This is a genomic window from Paenibacillus sp. PastM-3 (genome assembly GCF_029893965.1).
In the GTDB taxonomy this organism is placed as follows: domain Bacteria; phylum Bacillota; class Bacilli; order Paenibacillales; family Paenibacillaceae; genus Paenibacillus_AQ.
Map to the genome: position 1 here is coordinate 21,521 of NZ_JARXXP010000003.1, position 19,063 is coordinate 40,583.

Annotated in this window: 17 protein-coding genes; 12 read left to right on the forward strand and 5 right to left on the reverse strand. The window is 49.2% G+C overall.

Features of this window, described 5'->3' with window-relative positions; translation table 11 throughout:
* The first annotated feature begins 78 nt into the window (after positions 1–78).
* The 5 genes from M2108_RS06685 to M2108_RS06705 all read left to right on the forward strand — a co-directional run bounded on the left by M2108_RS06685 (position 79) and on the right by M2108_RS06705 (position 5,047).
* Positions 79–762: a response regulator transcription factor gene (locus tag M2108_RS06685; protein WP_277468742.1), complete on the forward strand. Its 684-nt coding sequence runs from the start codon at positions 79–81 to the stop codon at positions 760–762.
* A gap of 13 nt (positions 763–775) precedes the next feature.
* Positions 776–1,822 carry a sensor histidine kinase gene (locus tag M2108_RS06690; RefSeq protein ID WP_277468741.1) on the forward strand — a complete coding sequence of 349 codons (1,047 nt, stop codon included), beginning with the start codon at positions 776–778 and terminating at the stop codon, positions 1,820–1,822.
* Between the two features lie 139 nt (positions 1,823–1,961).
* The gene (locus tag M2108_RS06695) at positions 1,962–2,747 is read left to right on the forward strand and encodes an ABC transporter ATP-binding protein (RefSeq protein WP_277468740.1); all 786 of its coding nucleotides are present in this window, start codon (positions 1,962–1,964) and stop codon (positions 2,745–2,747) included.
* A complete protein-coding gene (locus M2108_RS06700; RefSeq protein ID WP_277468739.1) occupies positions 2,734–4,665 on the forward strand; it encodes an FtsX-like permease family protein in 1,932 nt (643 codons plus the stop codon). Before M2108_RS06695 ends, M2108_RS06700 begins: the two co-directional genes overlap by 14 nt.
* A 25-nt stretch (positions 4,666–4,690) precedes the next feature.
* Complete coding sequence (locus tag M2108_RS06705; RefSeq protein WP_277468738.1) at positions 4,691–5,047, forward strand: YxeA family protein; 357 nt, start codon at positions 4,691–4,693, stop codon at positions 5,045–5,047.
* A gap of 64 nt (positions 5,048–5,111) precedes the next feature.
* Here the strand turns inward: M2108_RS06705 and M2108_RS06710 are convergent, their stop codons facing one another.
* Positions 5,112–5,765, reverse strand: coding sequence for a GntR family transcriptional regulator (locus M2108_RS06710; protein WP_277468737.1), 654 nt, complete (start codon positions 5,763–5,765; stop codon positions 5,112–5,114).
* Positions 5,766–6,059: 294 nt separating this feature from the next.
* Between M2108_RS06710 and uxuA the strand changes: the two genes are divergently transcribed.
* The 5 genes from uxuA (at position 6,060) to M2108_RS06735 (ending at position 12,084) form a co-directional block, all read left to right on the forward strand.
* Complete coding sequence (gene uxuA, locus M2108_RS06715; RefSeq protein ID WP_277468736.1) at positions 6,060–7,136, forward strand: mannonate dehydratase; 1,077 nt, start codon at positions 6,060–6,062, stop codon at positions 7,134–7,136.
* 1 nt (position 7,137) lies between these two features.
* Complete coding sequence (locus tag M2108_RS06720; protein WP_277468735.1) at positions 7,138–8,748, forward strand: mannitol dehydrogenase family protein; 1,611 nt, start codon at positions 7,138–7,140, stop codon at positions 8,746–8,748.
* Positions 8,749–8,767: 19 nt separating this feature from the next.
* Positions 8,768–10,180: a glucuronate isomerase gene (gene uxaC, locus M2108_RS06725; RefSeq protein WP_277468734.1), complete on the forward strand. Its 1,413-nt coding sequence runs from the start codon at positions 8,768–8,770 to the stop codon at positions 10,178–10,180.
* 339 nt (positions 10,181–10,519) lie between these two features.
* Positions 10,520–10,810 carry a MazG-like family protein gene (locus tag M2108_RS06730; protein WP_277468733.1) on the forward strand — a complete coding sequence of 97 codons (291 nt, stop codon included), beginning with the start codon at positions 10,520–10,522 and terminating at the stop codon, positions 10,808–10,810.
* A gap of 47 nt (positions 10,811–10,857) precedes the next feature.
* Entirely contained in the window at positions 10,858–12,084 is a 1,227-nt protein-coding gene (locus M2108_RS06735) for a GAF domain-containing sensor histidine kinase (protein ID WP_277468732.1), read from the forward strand.
* Between the two features lie 443 nt (positions 12,085–12,527).
* Here M2108_RS06735 and M2108_RS06740 read toward each other — a convergent pair whose 3' ends face one another.
* The 4 genes from M2108_RS06740 to M2108_RS06755 all read right to left on the reverse strand — a co-directional run bounded on the left by M2108_RS06740 (position 12,528) and on the right by M2108_RS06755 (position 16,841).
* Entirely contained in the window at positions 12,528–12,743 is a 216-nt protein-coding gene (locus tag M2108_RS06740; protein ID WP_277468731.1) for a helix-turn-helix domain-containing protein, read from the reverse strand.
* A gap of 71 nt (positions 12,744–12,814) precedes the next feature.
* Positions 12,815–13,261 (reverse strand): DUF6843 domain-containing protein, encoded by a 447-nt coding sequence (locus tag M2108_RS06745; RefSeq protein ID WP_277468730.1) that lies wholly within the window; start codon positions 13,259–13,261, stop codon positions 12,815–12,817.
* Positions 13,262–13,403: 142 nt separating this feature from the next.
* Positions 13,404–14,357: a hypothetical protein gene (locus tag M2108_RS06750; protein WP_277468729.1), complete on the reverse strand. Its 954-nt coding sequence runs from the start codon at positions 14,355–14,357 to the stop codon at positions 13,404–13,406.
* 90 nt (positions 14,358–14,447) lie between these two features.
* A complete protein-coding gene (locus tag M2108_RS06755; RefSeq protein ID WP_277468728.1) occupies positions 14,448–16,841 on the reverse strand; it encodes an ABC transporter ATP-binding protein/permease in 2,394 nt (797 codons plus the stop codon).
* Positions 16,842–17,078: 237 nt separating this feature from the next.
* On the opposite strand from M2108_RS06755, the gene M2108_RS06760 reads away from it, so the two are divergent.
* Complete coding sequence (locus M2108_RS06760) at positions 17,079–17,753, forward strand: response regulator transcription factor (protein ID WP_277468727.1); 675 nt, start codon at positions 17,079–17,081, stop codon at positions 17,751–17,753.
* Entirely contained in the window at positions 17,750–18,790 is a 1,041-nt protein-coding gene (locus M2108_RS06765; RefSeq protein ID WP_277468726.1) for a sensor histidine kinase, read from the forward strand. Before M2108_RS06760 ends, M2108_RS06765 begins: the two co-directional genes overlap by 4 nt.
* The last annotated feature ends 273 nt before the right edge of the window (positions 18,791–19,063 follow it).

The following is a 19,063-nucleotide window of genomic DNA, read 5'->3' on the forward strand; positions in this document are numbered from 1 at the left end:
TGACAATTTTATCATTTGGGAGTTGTACAAAAACGGGGCACGAAGCTTTTCTGGACTCCGAATAAGGGAGGGGCGTTAATGGAATTTAATATATTTGTAGTTGAAGATGATCAGGCATTATTCGAAGCGCTGCAAACCGGACTGGAAGCTTGGGCGTTCCGGGTTACGAAACCGGATAATTTTAATGAGGTAATGCGTTCGTTTCTTGATCAGCAGCCTCATCTTGTAATCATGGATATCACGCTGCCTAAATTTGACGGTTTTCATTGGTGCAGGGAGATTCGCTCTGTATCCCAAGTACCCATCATTTTCTTATCTTCCCGTGATCACCCGTTAGATATGGTTATGGCGCTTAATATGGGTGCGGATGATTTTGTCCAGAAACCTTTTCATACGAATGTGCTGTATGCCAAAATTCAAGCAATTCTCCGTCGGACGTACGCTTATGGGGAAACCCAGGCAGATACACTCGAATGGAACGGTGCCCTAATTGATTTAAAGCGGGGTGTGATCCGAAAATCATTCGAGGAAGCAGACTTGACCAAAAATGAATTTTTCTTACTGCTTGCGCTGGTGAAGTTCAACAATTCTGTTATTTCACGTCATGATCTGATTCGTAAGCTATGGGAGGATGAGCAGTTCGTAAATGATAATACTCTTACTGCTAATATCACCCGTTTGCGGCAGAAGTTAGAACCGCTTGGGCTTTCAGATGCAATTGTGACAAAGAAAGGGATGGGTTATATGGCAGTAACTTTATAGGAGGAAAGATGATATGTTAGTACGTTACGTTATTTCAAGAAAAAGCTGGATCCTGCTTTTTATCAGTTTGCTGGGTGTGACTGACCTGTTAATAGTTCTCGATCAGGGAGTAAGTGTTGAACCCGCTTCTTTCATATACTTAAATTCGTTGTATATTATTGTGTTTGTTGTATTTTTCCTTTGGCGGTATAGGAAAGAAACCAGGTATCTGGCAGCAGTTGCCAAACTGCAGGATTTTATGTCCGATGACTGGTTTGAGAGTCTTCCTGAACCTGACAATGAATTAGATAAGATTACGGGCCATGTATTAAGAGAGGCTTCATCCCATTTCAAACGGAAGCTTTCTGGGGTGAAGGACGCGCAGCTGATTGAGAATGATTTTATTGCGTCCTGGATTCATGAAATTAAGACTCCTCTTACCGCTATGAAACTGATTATGGCCGCACGCCAAAATGATCCGGATATCCGCAAAATTGAAACAGAATGGCTGAGGATTCATCTGCTTGTAGACCGTCAGCTGTATATGACACGCCTTCCTGCCCTGGAATCGGACTATGTTCTTGAACAGGTGTCGTTACAACGTCTTGCGACAGAAGAAGTGCGGGAACTGGCTCCCTGGTGTATGGAGAAAAACCTGGCAGTCATTATTGAAGGCAATGATGCTACCGTCGTTACAGACCGTAAATGGTGCCGTTTTATCGTTAGGCAGTTATTGACCAATGCCATTAAATACAGTCCTGCAGACACGTCACTCACATTCAGGACAAATGTTACGGAACAAGAGAAGGTCTTTCTGGATTTAATTGACGAGGGTCCCGGTATTGAGCATCATGACCTTCCGCGAATTTTTGACAAAGGATTTACCGGCGGGAATGGAAGAATTCATAATGCTTCTACTGGACTCGGCCTCTATCTTGCCCAAACCGTTGCAGCCAAAATTGGAATTACCCTTCAAGTCCAATCCAGTCAGCCGCAAGGTACGACAATGCGGATGACCTTTACAGATTCTAATGCATTCGAGACCGTTAGAAGAGGACAAGCGGATCATATCCCGTTATGAACAGCCAAGGTCATCCTGGCTGTTTTTTTGTTAACCTGACGAATTCGTCACCTACCACTGCAACTCGTCACCTGAAACGTGCGACACCCGGGATATATGCGCGTAAACTTAACCTATAATCAAATTTGGGAGGTTCACTATGAATGAAATGAAAGGACAAGATACAGTATTGCATGCCCGGAATGTTCACAAGGCATATGGCTCACGGGGCAGTTCCCAGCATGTTCTCAAAGGTATTGATTTACGCGTTCTTCGTAAAGAATTCGTCGGTATCATGGGTCCCTCCGGTTCCGGCAAGACCACCCTGCTAAATGTACTTGCCACGATTGACCGGACCACTGACGGTACGATATTAATCGATAATGAAGATATATCCGCCATGAACAACGCTGCCCTTTCCGCGTTCCGCCGCAACAAGCTTGGCTTCATCTTCCAGGATTACAATCTTCTTGATACGTTGACGGTAAAAGAAAATATCCTTCTGCCGGTATCTCTCAGCAAGCTGAGTAAAAAGCAGGCAGAGAGAGAGTTTACAGCGATTGCAAATGTACTGGGCATTAAGGAATTGTCGGAGAAATATCCCTTCGAAATATCAGGAGGACAAAAACAGCGCACTGCAGCCGGACGGGCTTTGATCCATCAGCCTTCCATCATCTTTGCAGACGAACCGACGGGAGCGCTGGATTCCAAATCCGCATCATCGCTGTTGTCCGTAATGGACGAGGTGAACCGGACCAGAGAGGTCACAATTATCATGGTCACGCACGATCCGGTCGCATCCAGCTATTGTAACCGCGTGGTCTTTCTGAAAGACGGGAAAATTTATTCCGAATTGTACCGGGGGGAGAAATCCAGACAGTCGTTCTTCAAGGAAATCATTGATGTGCAGGCTGTATTAGGGGGCGATAATATTGACGGTATTTGATCTGGCACTCCGCAGTATGCGGCAGAATGTGAAACATTACTATCTGTATTTTTTCGCCCTGATTTTCAGTATGAGCCTGTTCTTCGTCTTTGCATCACTCAAGTATGATCAGCAGGTACAGAACATGCTGGATTCAAGTGTGAATATCACGACAGCCTTTCAGTCCGCAGCGGTCCTGCTTGTGGTAATCATAGGGATTTTTGCGGTTTCCTCTAACGGTATTTTCTTACGCAGACGCAGCCGGGAAATCGGATTATACCAGCTCATCGGCCTTTCCAAGGGTTGGATTATCCGTTATTTACTCATTGAGAATATCTTGCTGGGTTTAAGTGCTTTAATAGCAGGGATTATCTCCGGAGCGCTGGTGTCCCGCCTGTTTGTCCTGATTTTAATGAAACTGCTCAATCTGGACGGCCTGCCTTCGATAAATTTTTCTGTACCGGCAGCCATAGAAACGGCAGTAGTGTTTATTCTTATCATCTTTATTACTTCCACTCAGATGATAGTTATGATCAACCGCAGAACCCTGCTCGGCTTATTCCAAGCAGATAAGCAGCCTGACCTTGTCAGCAGGCGGCCCTCCATTCTTACGGCTATATTAGCTGTACTTGGTGTTATAATGATCGGCTACGGCTATCAGTTATCGGGACGTATGGTAGATGAGCAGCTAGCAGTTAATGCGATGTTGGTATTGGCATCTACAATAACAGGAACCTATATCTTATTCCGGGTGACAATCAGATGGTGTCTTTACTGGTTCCGCAGACGTAAAAAAGGACACTTAGGCCTGTACAACAGCCTATCGCTTGCCCCACTAATGCACCGTATGAAAGCTAATGCCAACTCGCTCACTTTAATTACTGTGCTCTCAGCTTTAACCCTTACACTGGTTGCCATGGCGTATTCTATCTATTACTCTGTAGAGCAAGTCACCCGGGATGAATATCCTTATGATTTCGTAATTGAGAATAACCAGCGGGATGCAGCTGCGTTTACAGCCGAGCTGGAAAGCGAAGGTATTCATTATAATCACCACACCATCGATACGTTCCGGGTTAACGGTGTTGTCCTGGATCCGATGACTACATCGGGATATAGAACAGGCGTGTTATTATGGCTTCCGGCTGAACAGTTGCAACAAACCGGCAGAGATATCCCTGTACCTGACTATGGCGAGGCAGTAGAATATAATGCTTCTGCACTGAGCTTATATGATGACATTGATATCTCTAAACGTTATCCAACCATGATTGAACTGCGCTCAGACAAACAGACCAAGAGTTATCCAATGAATGAAATATTCTTGGAAAACATTATAAATTCTGGAATTTCAGGCAGACAAATATTAGTGTCTGAAGTAACCATGGAAGAAGTCGAGCGGAGAATGTCAGGCACGGATGGTTTTGAACGGGTTCAGATAGATACAATTCAAGTTCCGGACCGGAATGAGCTTGAGCTTGCTTCCCTCCTCTACCAGAAGTACAAGACGGATGATTTTTATTCGACAGATTACTATTCCCGCTACAGAAGTCTGCTTGAACAATCCGGATTATTAATCTTTATTGCTGCCTTTCTGGGACTTGCCTTTCTTGCTTCTACCGGCAGCATTCTGTACTTTAAACAGATGAGCGAAGCCGAGCAGGAGAAACAGAGCTTTAGAACATTGCGTCAGCTTGGTTTTGATGAAAAGATGATCATGAAAGGCGTTTTGAGGAAGCAAATGCTGGTGTTCCTGCTCCCGCTGTTCATTGGAATATTACATTCAATTTATGCAGTCAAGGCGAGTTATTTCATAACTCTTTCGGACGATACGATCCCTGCGATGATTGCGATGGGAGCTTATGCCGCAATTTACTTTATGTTCGCTTTCTTCACTCTTGGGTATTACAAAAAAATCGTGAAAAACGCTATGTTATAACAACTACTAATGGAGGTAAATAAGCATGAAAAAACCTGTGATTATTATTCTGATCGCGCTGGTTGTGTGCTCGGTCCTGTATATAACTTTTAAACGGGAGTTTGATCAGTTCAACCCATTGTATAAGGAACAATATGTATATGCTGTAATTAAAAAGCCAGCCAAGAAAGAAGGTAAAAATGAATGGATTCGCTACAGATACAATCTGACAGGTTACACAGGTGAAGGAGAGAAGGAAAAGATCACTTTCTCTTCAGACAAAGAACAGCAACCGGAAAGCTATGTCAGGGTGCTTGCTAAGGGAGCCTATACGAAAGAATGGATTATAATCGAAGAGGAAGTGATTCCGGAGAAAGTCTTAAACCAGCTACGTTCCCATTGATAGCGGAACAACAAACCTCTCTTTAGAAGCAAAATAAATTTAATAGCTTCTAAAGAGAGCCTGCCTAGCCCCGGATATAATCCGCAAAATTCTCCTGCAGATACAGGGAATTAATATCCTCCCGCAAATGGTGGTGGATCAGCGCCTCCAGCTTGTCGGTTTCCCGCCGGGTCATATATTCCAGAATGTGCTGGTGCTCGTTCCAGATTTCCTCCAGCTTTTCTTTTCTCAGCATGTGCAGTCTGCGGTAGCGGACATAATGCACATTGGACTGCTGAATCAGGTTCCACAGGTACTCCCGTCCGGCCAGCCGGAATAAGGCGGCGTGAAATGCATCGTCCAGGTTGAGGAACGGTTCGGTGGCATTGTCTTCACGGATGACGGCCTTCTGGCGGTCCAGTATATCCTTCAGCTCATGCACGCCTTTCAGCGCAAGATGCTCCGAGAGATATTTGATGATCTCCTTCTCCAGCACACTCCGCAGAAAAATAATCTGCTCCACCGACTCCAGATCAATGAAAGAGACCAGATTCCCCTTTTTGGGATAAATATCGATATACGATTCCAGACTGAGCTGCTTCAGCACATCGCGCAGCGGGGTCCGTGAAATCTGGAACCGTTCGGACAGGACAGTCTCACTGAGGATAGTGCCCGGCTTCAGGGTCAGGGTGAGGATTTCCTGCTTCAGTGTCTTCATAATTTCTTCTTTGATTGACATGGCTACTTTTGCTCCATCGTTTGTATTTTAAGAACTAGTATACATCATGCCAAGGGTTAATAAAAGAATACATTCAGGACTCTTGTGAAAAAAGCCGCAAATTCCGCCGGTGTAAGGGCATACATATACGATTTTAATTGGGTATTGACAACTTTAGAAGGTTTAAATTATGATCAAGTCGAACTTGTATACAAGATATCTTGTGTGTCAGTCTTACCTTTGGCAGCTCGCTGTGAGTCTAATTGACACAATGCTTATTCATTTTGCTTTTTACATCATAAGGAGGGGTTATTTATGAACATGACATGGAGATGGTACGGCGAAGGGAACGACAATATCACTCTGGACCATATCCGGCAAGTTCCGGGGGTAATGGGCATTGTGTGGTCGCTGCATCATAAGGTGGCCGGTGAAGTGTGGGAGATGGAGGAAATCCAGAAGGTTGCGGATCAGATTACGGCCAAAGGCTTCAGTACCGCTGTAGTAGAGAGTGTTAATGTTCATGATGATATCAAGATCGGCCTGCCGTCCCGCGACAAATACATCGACATTTACATTGATACGATCCGCAAGCTGGCCAAAGTCGGCGTAAAAGTCATCTGCTACAACTTTATGCCGGTGTTCGACTGGACGCGTACGGAGCTGTACAAGGAGTTGCCGGACGGATCGAACGCCCTCTTTTATGAAAAGGCTGCCATTACCGATAATCCGCGTGAAATGGTTGACCGTATCCTCAAAGGCGCAGGCCAGTTCACGATGCCCGGCTGGGAGCCGGAGCGTCTGGCTAAGCTCGATGATCTGTTCGCGGCTTATGCCGATGTGACAGAAGACAAATTGTTCGAGAACCTGGTGTACTTCCTTGAGCGTATCATGCCGGTATGTGAAGAAGCCGATATCAAAATGGCCATCCACCCCGATGATCCGGCCTGGCCGATCTTTGGGCTGCCGCGCATCATCCGCAGCCGCGATACGATCCGCCGGATGCTGGATGCCGTAGACAGCCCTTACAACGGACTGACCTTCTGCACCGGTTCGCTCGGCACAAATCCCGAAAATGATCTGCCCGCGATGATCCGCGAGTTCCATGACCGGATTTATTTTGCCCATATCCGTAACGTTAAGGTATTCGACAATGGGGACTTTATCGAAGTGTCACACCGCGGCCGCGACGGCAGTGTGGATGTGGCTGAGGTGGTAAAGGCCTATCATGAGAGCGGGTTCACCGGCTATGTGCGTCCGGACCACGGCCGTCACCTCTGGGGAGAAGAGAAGAACTGCCGTCCGGGCTATGGCCTCTACGACAGAGCGATGGGTATTATGTATCTGCTTGGCGTATGGGATAGCCTGGAGAATGTAAAGGAGGCGAAGTAATATGCTGCGCCTGACCCGATCCAGTATCCGGAAGGAAGCGGCCTCCTGGGAGGCCGCCGGTGTAGAGCTTCCCAAGTTCGACTATGACACAGTAGCGCAGAACACGCTGGTGAAGCCGGAATGGGTGCATTTCGGCGCAGGCAACATCTTCCGCGGATTCGTGGCGAATGCCCATCAGAAGCTGCTCGACAGCGGAGCGGCGGACACGGGGATCATTGCGGCGGAGACGTTTGATTTTGAAATGATCGACAAGGTCTACAAGCCTTATGACAATCTGACCCTGCTGGTGCTGATGAATGCGCGCGGCGACTTCCGGAAAAAAGTGGTCAGCAGCATCGTGGAAGGCATCACTGCCGACAAAACCCGCGAAGCGGATGACCGGCGGCTGACGGAAATCTTCGAGAACCCGAGCCTGCAGATGGCCAGCTTCACGATTACCGAGAAGGGTTATTCCCTGACCGGCCCGAACGGCCAATATCTCGGCATCGTGGAGAAGGATATCGCCGGCGGACCGGAGCAGCCGGTCCATGCGATGAGCATCGTGGCTGCCCTTGCATACAAGCGGTACCTGAAGGGCGCATACCCGTTGACTTTTGTCAGCATGGATAACTGCTCGCATAACGGGGATAAGCTCAAGAACGGGATCGTTACAATTGCCAAGGAGTGGGCGGCAAAAGGCTCGGTGGAAACAGGCTTCGTGGACTATCTGCTGAATGAGCAGCTGATTACCTTCCCGCTGTCGATGATCGACAAAATCACGCCACGCCCGTCCGAAACCGTTCAGGCTGCATTGCTGGAGCAGGGCATCGGCGAAATGGATGTCATTGTTACCTCCAAAAACACGTATACAGCTCCGTTTGTGAATGCCGAGATCAGCGAATATCTGGTCATTGAAGACAAATTCACGAACGGCCGTCCGGCGCTTGAGCAGGCGGGGATTATTTTCACCGACCGGGATACGGTCAATAATATAGAAACCATGAAGGTAACTACCTGCCTTAATCCGCTGCATACGGCCCTTGCCGTATCCGGCTGCCTGCTTGGCTACACCCTGATCGCTGATGAGATGAAGGACGATACGCTGCGCAAGCTGGTTGAGATTATCGGCTACAAGGAAGGGCTGCCGGTTGTTGTGGATCCGGGTATTATCAGTCCGAAGCAGTTCCTGGATGAGGTGCTGAAGGAGCGCTTCGCCAATCCGTTCATTCCCGATGCGCCGCAGCGGATCGCGACAGATACCTCGCAGAAGGTCGGCATCCGCTTTGGAGAAACGATCAAGTCCTATGTCCGCAGAGAGGACCTGGACCCGGCTGACTTAACGGCTATTCCGCTGGCTATTGCAGTATGGTGCCGTTATCTGCTGGGCGTGGACGATAAAGGCGAAGCCTTTACGCTTAGTCCTGACCCGCTGCTTGATACACTGCAAGGCCATCTGCAGGGCGTGAAGCTGGGCGACACCGCCTCTAATGTACGCGCTATTCTCGAAGATGAGCAGTTGTTCGGCGTGAAGCTGTATGACATCGGGCTTGGCGGCAAGATCGAGGGCATGTTCTACGAGCTGCTGGCCGGACCGGGAGCGGTAAGAAGCACACTTGAGAAATACGTGAAATAAAGGCAGGGGGGCAAACGTAATGAAGGGATTAATTCAGGAGGATTTTCTGCTGCAGTCCGAGGAAGCTCGGATACTGTACCACGAGTACGCCAAGGCGCTGCCGATCATTGACTATCACTGCCATCTTGATCCACAGGCCATAGCAGAGAATAAACGCTTCAGCAGCATCACTGCTGTCTGGCTGGGCGGGGATCATTATAAATGGCGCGCGCTGAGAACATTTGGTGTGGAGGAGAAGTATATCACGGGCCCGGCTTCAGATGAAGAGAAGTTCGCCAAGTGGAGTGAGGTGCTGCCCTATACAATCGGCAACCCGCTGTACCACTGGTCCGCGCTGGAGCTGAAGCGCTATTTCGGCGTGGAGGAGCAGCTGAATCTGCAGAGCTGGCGGGAGATCTATGGCCACTGCAACAAGCTCATAGCGACAGAGGGCTTCACGGCCCGGGGGCTGATCACAAGCTCTAACGTGAAGTGGATCTGTACGACCGATGATCCGGTTGACGATCTCAAGTATCATGCTGAAATAGCGGCGCAAAAAGAGTTCAAAACCGGCGTCACGCCAACCTTCCGCCCGGATAAAGCCCTGTTAATCGGAGCCGAGACGTTTCCGGCTTATCTGGCCAGCCTGGAGCAGGCGGCAGGATACGCGATTACCAGCTATGCGCTGATGGAACGTGCTATGCTTGAACGGATCGAATACTTCGACAAGCACGGCTGCATGATCTCGGATCACGGCTTCACCGATCTGCCGTTTGAGGAAGCATCAGCCTCCGACCTGGAAGCCATCTTCAGCAAGAGGCTGAGCGGACAAAGCCTCAGCAAGCTGGAGTGTGACCAGTATGCAGCGGCTCTGTTCCTGGCAATGGGCCGGGGATATGCGGAGCACGGCTGGACGATGCAGCTGCATATCGGTGCGCTCCGCAATCCGAATACCCGGATGTTCCGGAAGCTCGGGCCGGACACCGGCTTTGATATTATCGGCGACCACAGCTATGCCGAGCGTCTCTACAAGCTGCTGGATGGTCTTGACCGGACAGGCGAGCTGCCGAAGACGATTGTCTATAATCTGAATGCGGCGCAGAATGATGTGCTGGCGGCGATGATTGGGGCTTTTCAGGGCGAAGGGATCAAGGGCAAGGTCCAGTTCGGCTCCGGCTGGTGGTACAACGACCAGAAGGACGGCATGATCAAGCAGCTGACCTCGCTGTCTAATCTTGGCCTGCTGAGCTGCTTTGTAGGGATGCTGACCGACTCCCGTTCCTTCCTGTCCTACACGCGCCATGAGTACTTCCGCCGGATTCTCTGCAACCTGATCGGCGGCTGGGTGGCCAGCGGCGAAGCACCCAGGGATCTTCCCTTCCTGGGCGGCATTGTGCAGGACATCTGTTACAACAATGCAGAGCGCTATTTTGGCTTAACTGAAAGATGCTAATATATTGAACTTGAAAATTTAAGTAAAGGGAAAAGTGGCGGAGGGGAATTTTGGAACTGGAGGAGCGATAGCGACCGCCTGAAAGCTTTTCGCAGAAAAGCTCGCTACGGAAGCATAAGCTGTCTGCGGATTTCAACCGCGAACAGCGGTACAATTGAAGAAATCTGCAGACAACAGCGGCCGGAAGTCCAAACATTCTCTGGAGTCACGGCTGATCCTGAAACAGAAAGGCCATTAGTTCAATTCACGCAGAGCCCGAAATTAACGGGTTCTGCGTTTTTTTTTTCATGTATAATTAGTTTCGTCTAGAAAGAATAGTCATAGGGAGCGGATAAAGAAATGAATGCTGGAGAGTTTCAACGGTATGTGAGAACGTTTAGTGAAGCTAAGGGCTTTGATACGAGTACGATCGAACAGCGGATGCTGTATTTGATGACCGAGGTCGGCGAATTGTCCAAGGAAGTGTTGTCGGTCTCCTTTCATCCGGATGAAGAGCTCAAGGCCAATCTGGGCTATGAGATGTATGATGTGGTATGGAACATTTTTGATCTGGCGAACAAGCTGGATATTGATCTGGAGCGGGCTTTCCGCGAGAAACGGGAGATTAATGACCGCAGAAGCTGGGATTGATCTGAAGGTACAGCAGGAATATATGGATTGGAAAGGACGAGCGGGATATGTTGAAAACAGAATACATTGATGTATTGTCGGTGATTTCCGGTAAATTGTATGCTTCTGCAGCACATGTGATGGACACTGCAAGCAGGCTGATTCCGGCCAATACATTTTGTATCGCCAATCTGGACAGTCTGTCAACTAAGGTGCTCAAGTCCTTTAACCGGGATAAAATCATACTGGTCGAGGGTCTGGTGGTGGACAATAAGGAATCCTATTGTGCGCTTGTCACTGAACATGCACAGGGACCGCTTGTCATAGACAACAATATGACCCATCCGCTGACCAGGGATATGGATGCAACAGCATTTGTCGGCGGATGTTCGTTTATCGGAGTGCCGATCCGCAATGAAAAGGGGGAGTTCTACGGATCGCTGTGCTCGTTTGATCATGGCTTCTATCAATATCAGGAGCGCGATGTGGAACTGCTGGTATCCTTATCCGCCTTTTTCACCAACCTGCTGGAAATGGAATCCGCTCTTACTGAGTTGCGGGCGGCAGAGGAGAAGGCTGAACGGGTGCTGGAGGATAAAAAAAATCTGCTCGCCGTGCTCAGCCATGAAATCCGCACGCCCATGAACGGAGTGATCGGCATGACCAGCCTGCTGCAGACCACGGAGCTTACGGAGGAGCAGCTGCTGTATGTCGATATCATTGAGAAGAGCAGCAATAATCTGCTGTCCATGATGGACCAGATCCTCGATTACTCCAGAATGGAAGCCGGCACGATGAAGCTTGCGCTGAAACCGTTCCGCATCCAGGAAGCTGTAGAACATGTGCTGCAATTGTTCACAGCCGATGCCGAGAAAAAGGGGATCAGGCTGCGCGCGGTATATGACAGCCCCGACAGCCCGCTATTACTGGGTGACAGCCCAAAGGTCACTCAGATCTTGATTAACCTGGTCAGCAATGCACTGAAATTCACGGAGCGGGGCGAGGTCGGACTGGTTGTACAGCATGCAGGTGCTCAGGATGACCGCGTCACTGTGACCGTTGAAGTAAGGGATACCGGGATTGGGGTGCCGCCCGAGCTAAAGGACTGCCTGTTTCGCTCGTTCTCACAAATACATGAGCACCGTTCGCCGGGTAAATATGGCGGAGCGGGGCTCGGGCTCTCCATCTGCAGGCAGCTGGTTAAGCTCATGGACGGCAAAGTATGGCTGAAGGAGACAAGTGACAAGGGCTGTATCTTTGCCTTTGCGATCCCCTTTGAGCGGGCAGAAGCCTGAAATTTTTCCAGAAAAGTAACCTGATGCAAAAATGCCGTTTTAAATATCCGGCAACGGGTAAATTGGAATTGTGAAGCGCTATCCTGCATCAGTAGCTGCTGACAAACACACTATAACACCGGTCATGCAGGGGAGCCTCACAAAATCCCGCCTCTGTCAGCCGAAAGAGAAAGCAGCGTCAAAGCGCAGGCAATGTCGTCGGATAACTGAATAAGCGGGACGGGCGGTATGCCGGCATTGTCCGGTATACCGTTTTTTCTGTTGTAACGGAATTAGTGTCGGAAGACAAGCAGGCTGATTAATCGAACTACTGTGGATTTACGTAAGTAAAAGCTTAATTCATTATGTACACTCCCTTTGTGACGTTTAATAGAGCAGACAGCTGAGATATTTTATTAGCTGTCTGCTATTCCTTAAAACCTCAGCGTTTATGATTCTGTAAGTTATGTCTCTTTTTTAAAAAGTGAAATCAATTCGGTTATTAATGTTTGTTTCGCATCCTCGTAGGGCATCCTCATATATTTACTGAGGTATAAAATATCCTGCTCGAATAAAGTGAGTAATCTTTCTATAGCCTTCTTATCATTTCCCCTAGCTGAAGCTAGTAACTTTATAAAGTCCTCTTCTGATATAGAAAGGCCAGCATTTTCTTTTTCCATTTACTCACCGCCTGTTGCATAAAAAGGCTCATCCAGTTAAGGATGAGCCTAAGTGCTGATATAGTTATAGTTTATTTCATTAGTTCATCTGGATAACCAGGATAAGGAGTATTTTGAAGCTCAGTTTCTGTTCCTACAAAAAAGCTCTGCACAGTAGGACCATTGTTTTTACCGTTATTATCTACCGATTCGCCTTTACCAATATTTTGACCGTGGATCATTTTTTCCACATCTAATTTTTGCTGCTTATTTTGTTCATCATAGTAGTAAAATTCATCGGAAGCTACTCCATATTCAGCATCTGGAGCGGATGTTTTTAATACTCCGGATTCAGGAATGCTAAAAATGTTTCTCCCATTATCCTTTTCAATAGCTTTAAGCCCTTCTTGATTATAAATAATATGTACCCAACCCACATAATTTTGTGGAATAAGATAAGTGTTTGGACTGCGCTTATTAGAGCTGCAGGATTCAAGGACCAATAACAATGGTATAAGAAGCAAAACTGCTTTTTTCAATTTTTTAACCTCCGTAAATTTACATTGTATATATTTATATTACACTTTTTGCTAGTTTAATTATAGTTTCGAACAGCTCAACAAATTAATGCAGTCTAAGACTTTATAGCTGCTTCATTTATTGGAACTGTCTAAGACTCACTTACAGCTCTCCGGCCGCCTTGTTCCGGAAAAGATAAACCGCATTGTCCTCAGACGGCGGCACAATCAGCGCTGACAGGCGCTCGTCTAACTCCATTGTGAACTTCTCAGCGTTATGGTAAGCCTCGAAATCACCGGTTGTCTGCGGGTTTCTGGTGCCAATCACGATATAGAGCTGCACGGAATCCGCCTTAAACACATGTTTCTCATAAGGGTTCTTCGGCACGGGCCAGGAGCACAGCACCACTTCGGGGCTGTATTTAGCCAGCGCCGTTTTGGCATCAGCCTTCTCCACGTAAGCCGGATAGTTGATATAATGCTTCCAGCTGTAATCATCGGTAGCGGTGCAGACCGTACCCGCCTCATTCAGAAAACGTGTCAGCGTCCCATCTCCGGCAGCGATCTCCAGGCAATTCCGTTCCCCGATCAACGCTGTCAGCTCTTTGATCAGTTCTTTGGAGTAGAAGCAGTAAATCCCCTTTTTGTTCGCGAGCGGCATCAGAATCTTTTTATCCTTAATGAATCTCCAGAAAAAGCGGAACAGGGGCAGCGACACGGGCTTGCGCTCGAACCCTTTGCGGAACAGCAGCCTTTGCAGGATGGTTCCGTCCCAGCGGTTAAAACGGACATTGCCGGCAGGTGTTTTGGCGGACACGGCAATATTCAGCTGCTCCAGCAGATAGACTGCAAACCGCGCCTTGATAATATTCGGCAGAAAAGCATTCACGGTGGCTTCATTCATCCCGCTTTTGCTGATTTTGGTATTGGCTGTTTTGGCGCTGGCCGTGTACCGGTCGATGATGGCCTGTACGACATTCGCCGCGGCTCCCTTCCTGATTTCACCCAGCTCACGCAGCACCTCATCTTTATACTCCGGATACTGCTTCAGCAGTGCTTCGACACTGATCTCATTAGCCATAATTTTTTTTGCGGTTTCAATCGTAAACTTCCTCATTGTTTAAGCTCCAGTGCTTTGTTTTTCTTTATTATAAAGAAAACAAGGAGCCGGTCCAAGACCAGCTCCTTGTTAAGTAGTGCAAAAGGATTATTCGCTGCGCAGAGCCACAACAGGGTCTTTCTTCGCCGCGAATTTGGCAGGGATGAAGCCGCCCAGCATGGTCAGGCCGACACTGAGTACAACGAGTCCGAAAGCATGCAGCGGATTCAGCTGCGCAACATTCGATAGATCGGTAATCGACTTCAGAATGATGTTGACCGGAAGGGTAAGCAGATAGGCGATACCGATCCCGAGCAGGCCGGAAAGCGAGCCAATAATGCAGGTTTCTGCATTAAATACGCGGGTGATATCCTTCTTGCGGGCACCAAGGGCACGCAGGACACCGATTTCTTTCGTCCGTTCCAGTACGGAGATATAGGTGATAATACCGATCATGATCAGGGATACAACCAGCGAGATGGAAGCAAAAGCGATCAGCACCATCGTAATTCCGTCCATAATGCCGCTGGACAGGCTGGTTACCATCGCTGCCAGGTCGGTGTACACGATCATTTCTTCCTTGCTGTGATCGTCATTCCATTTATCGAGATAGGCCACTAGGTTCTCTTTGGCTCCAAAATCCTTCGGATACAGGGAGATCGAGGACGGCGTCGCTACAGCGCCAAGCGCAGCTAGCGCCGCTTCCTGGGAGTTTGCATTGCCCGGATCCGTGCTTGCGCTTGATCCGCCCATGCCCATTCCCATACCCATCTGCATGCCGCTCATGTCCACTCCGCCGATCTGGGAGAACACTTTGCCGGTCAGCACATTGACCTGATCCTGCTGCTCCTGGGCCTGCACTATGGCTGAGCCCTGAGCATTCTCAATGAACTGCTCCGCGAGGCTATCGGAGTAAGCGATGCCCGCCGACATGGTGGACATCGGGGAGTCCTGCTGCTTGCGGATAATTCCCGAGATTTTCAGCGAAACGGCGTTAGTGCTGTTGTACATTTCACTCAGATCGGCGGCGTTGCCGTTCAGCTTGAACATGCCGTCTGCTTCCGTATAGAAGTCATCATTATAGATCAGCTTGAACTCACGGCCCACAACATCGTCGAAGCTGACATTGGCAGCATTGTAATCAAACCCAAGCGCTTCAAGAATGCTCTGGTTCATCCGGTTGTATTCATCAACAACCATTACCAGATCGGTTGGCTGCTCAGGCAGGGTTCCGGCAAGCAGATCATAATAATCTGCCAGATAGCTGCCTTCGGTACCTTCCGGCTTATCCGGGTAGGTGGTGAAGTTCAGGCTGGCAGTATCAACGGGAACAGCGGTTTCGCCGTCTGAACGGAGGATGTTCATGTTGACCTTGCGGCTGTAGGATACGCCATCCAGCAGGGCGGGGTCGATGTTGTCCAGATAGTCCAGATATTCCTGACTCAGCTCATTCGTATGCAGAACCGTGTTGGCGGTTGGATCATACGGATACACTTCAGCGGCATCCGTGAATTCAGTCCACTGCTTGTCGGCCTCCTCCATTTGTGCTCCCGGGGGATTGGACATATCAATCTGCGCGGCCGTTTCGCTGATCGTCACCGGAAAGTTGGATAACGCTCCGGATTCATAGCTGCTGATCTGTTTGTCGAAACCGTTCGACAGGGAGAGAATCAGCGCAATCCCGATGATGCCGATACTGGAGGCGAAGGCAGTAAGCGCGGTTCTCCACTTTTTGGTCGAAATATTTTTACCGGACAATTTGAGGGCGGTAAAATAGCTCATCGCCGTCTTTTTCAGCTGATAATTCGCGTTGGTCTTAAGGTCGGCCGGAGGGTTGGTATCGGAGATAACCTTACCATCTCTGAACTGAACAATCCGGTCTGCATAGGCTTCCGCCAGCTCCGGGTTGTGTGTAACCATGACGACGAGCTTGTCTTTGGCGATTTCCTTGATCAGCTCCATAATCTGCTCGCTGGTTACGGTATCAAGCGCACCGGTCGGCTCATCGGCGAGAATGATGTCGGGATCATTGGCCAGCGCTCTGGCGATGGCGACACGCTGCATCTGTCCGCCGGACAGCTGGCCCGGCTTTTTGTGGATATGATCCTTCAGCCCGACCTTCTCGAGTGCCTCTACTGCCTTGCGGTGCTTGACCTCGGCACTCACGCCGCTCAGGGTCATGCCCATTTCCACGTTATCCGTGATGCTCAGGTGGGAGATCAGATTGTAGCTCTGAAAAATAAACCCGACACTGTTGTTGCGGTAAGCATCCCAGTCACTGTCCTTGAACGCCTTGGTTGAGGTTCCGTTAATAACCAGATCGCCGCTATCGTATTGGTCAAGCCCGCCGATGATGTTCAGGCAGGTGGTTTTACCCGAACCGCTGGGGCCGAGAATGGCCACAAATTCATTTTTTCTGAAATCGAGACTTACATCATTAAGTGCCGTTTGCGTGAAACTGCCGGTGGTATAGCTTTTGGAGATGTTTTTAAGCTGCAGCATACCGTTAATCTCATCCTCTCTTCATCCTTGAATCTCTGTGTTTGTGCAAAGCGTAACATACATTTATGAACTGAACATCAACTCGTGCCGGCTCCGGACAGCGTGGGAGCGGCCGATACATAGTAAGTGATACGCGCTAAAGTTCATAATGGGTTCATATAAATATTGTACAATGTGAACAGGCATTGGAATTGCAGGGGCGGTTGTAATGACTTTTCAGAGATTGCAGGTGTATGGATGATTAACATATTGGTAGTTGAAGACAACGGCAAGCTGCGGCAGCTGATCGGCACGGTGCTGGCGAAGCACGGCTATAATCCGGTGCTGGCCGAGGACGGTCAGCATGCGTTGGAGCTGCTTGATACACACTATATTGACCTGATTATTTCGGATATTATGATGCCGAATGTGGACGGCTATGAGCTGACCGCTCGGCTGAGAGAAGCGGGCTATCACACCCCGGTGCTGATGGTTACGGCAAAAGAGAGCTTTGAAGACAAACAGCGCGGCTATCTCGCAGGCACGGATGACTATATGGTGAAGCCGATCGACGTGAACGAGATGATTCTGCGGGTCGGGGCGCTGCTGCGCCGGGCGCAGATTGTGAATGAACGCAGGCTGGTGATCGGCGAAGTCATTCTGGATTCGGATTCGCTAACGGTACACCGGGGGGAGCGGAGCGCACTTTTGCCCCAGAAGGAATTCTATCTGCTGTACAAGCTGCTGTCCTATCCGGGCAAAATCTTTACCCGCCAGCAGCTGATGGACGAAATCTGGGGTGTGGACTCGGAGACGGATGCCCGGACCGTGGATGTGCATATCAACAGGCTGCGTGAACGCTTCAAGGACAGCCCGGAGTTTGAAATTGTGACCGTGCGCGGACTGGGCTACAAGGCGGTGAAGCATCTGTGAGCAGACGGGGTAAAAGCAGAAATCTGTGGGGTGCGCTGGTGCTGAGTGTATTTCTGATTCTGCTGTGCAACGGGATACTGATGTTTGGCCTTAGTATGCTGATTATCAAATCCGGACTGATTGATGTAGGGCGGTTTCATATCTTTTGGCTGGTTTCAGTGCTGCTGCTTGCCAGTGTGCTCACCGGTACAGCCATTACTGCGATTGTCGGCCGGAAGCTGCTGGCTCCTCTTAATGATCTGAGCGATGCGGCAAAGCGCGTAGCCAAAGGGGATTTCGGTGCCAGAGTGGCATATGAGGACCATAAAGTGGATGTGATCGGTGAGATGGCGGTTAACTTTAACAGCATGGTCCATGAACTGGGCAGTATGGAGACGCTGCGCAATGATTTTATCGTCAATGTATCGCATGAATTCAAAACGCCGATAGCGGCGATCGAGGGCTACGCCACACTGATGCAGGACCAGGACCTGACGCCTGAGGAACGTGCGGATTACAGCCGGCTGATCATTGAGAGCACCCGGCAGCTGTCCTCCCTGTCCAGTAACATCCTCAAGCTGTCCAAGCTGGAAAACCAGGAGGTCGTGGGCGGCAAAACAGAGTTCGCACTCGACGAGCAGCTCCGCCAGGCGTTATTACTGCTGGAAGCCCAGTGGAATGACAAGGGGATCAATCTGGATTTGACGCTTGAACCGGTTGTATATTACGGCAATGAGGAGCTGCTGATGCAGGTGTGGCTGAATCTGCTGGGCAATGCGTTCAAATTTACAGATAACGGGGGGGAAGTAGCAGTCAGCCTGTTAGGTACGGAGGCAGCTATAATGGTGCAAATCTCGGATTCCGGTACCGGAATGACGGAGGAAGTGATGAAGCGGGTCTTTGAGAAGTTCTACCAGGGCGACAAGTCACGTTCAGCAGAGGGCAACGGCCTCGGGCTGCCGCTGGTGCGGCGGATTGTGGAGCTGAGCGGGGGAAGCGTATTGGTGGAGAGCACGCCGGGGAAGGGCTCGGTGTTTACGGTTAGTTTGCCGGTGTGAGGGGAATGCATTCGTCAATCCACCCCGCTGTACGGGAATAACTGCACTCTGTGCAACTAAAAACAGCAAAAACCTGCATCTGCGCCGTATAACTGTATTCCGTGCAACTAAACCGGCCCGAATCGGCTAAAAAGGCCGTTTTCGGCTTTTTTAGTTGTACCAAATACACTTAAAGTGCTGTTGGAGCAAAAAAACAGGGATAATAAGTGTATAAGTTGCAGTTAAGTTGCTAACCAGTCGATAGAGATGCAGCGGAGGAAATAAAGCAGACTG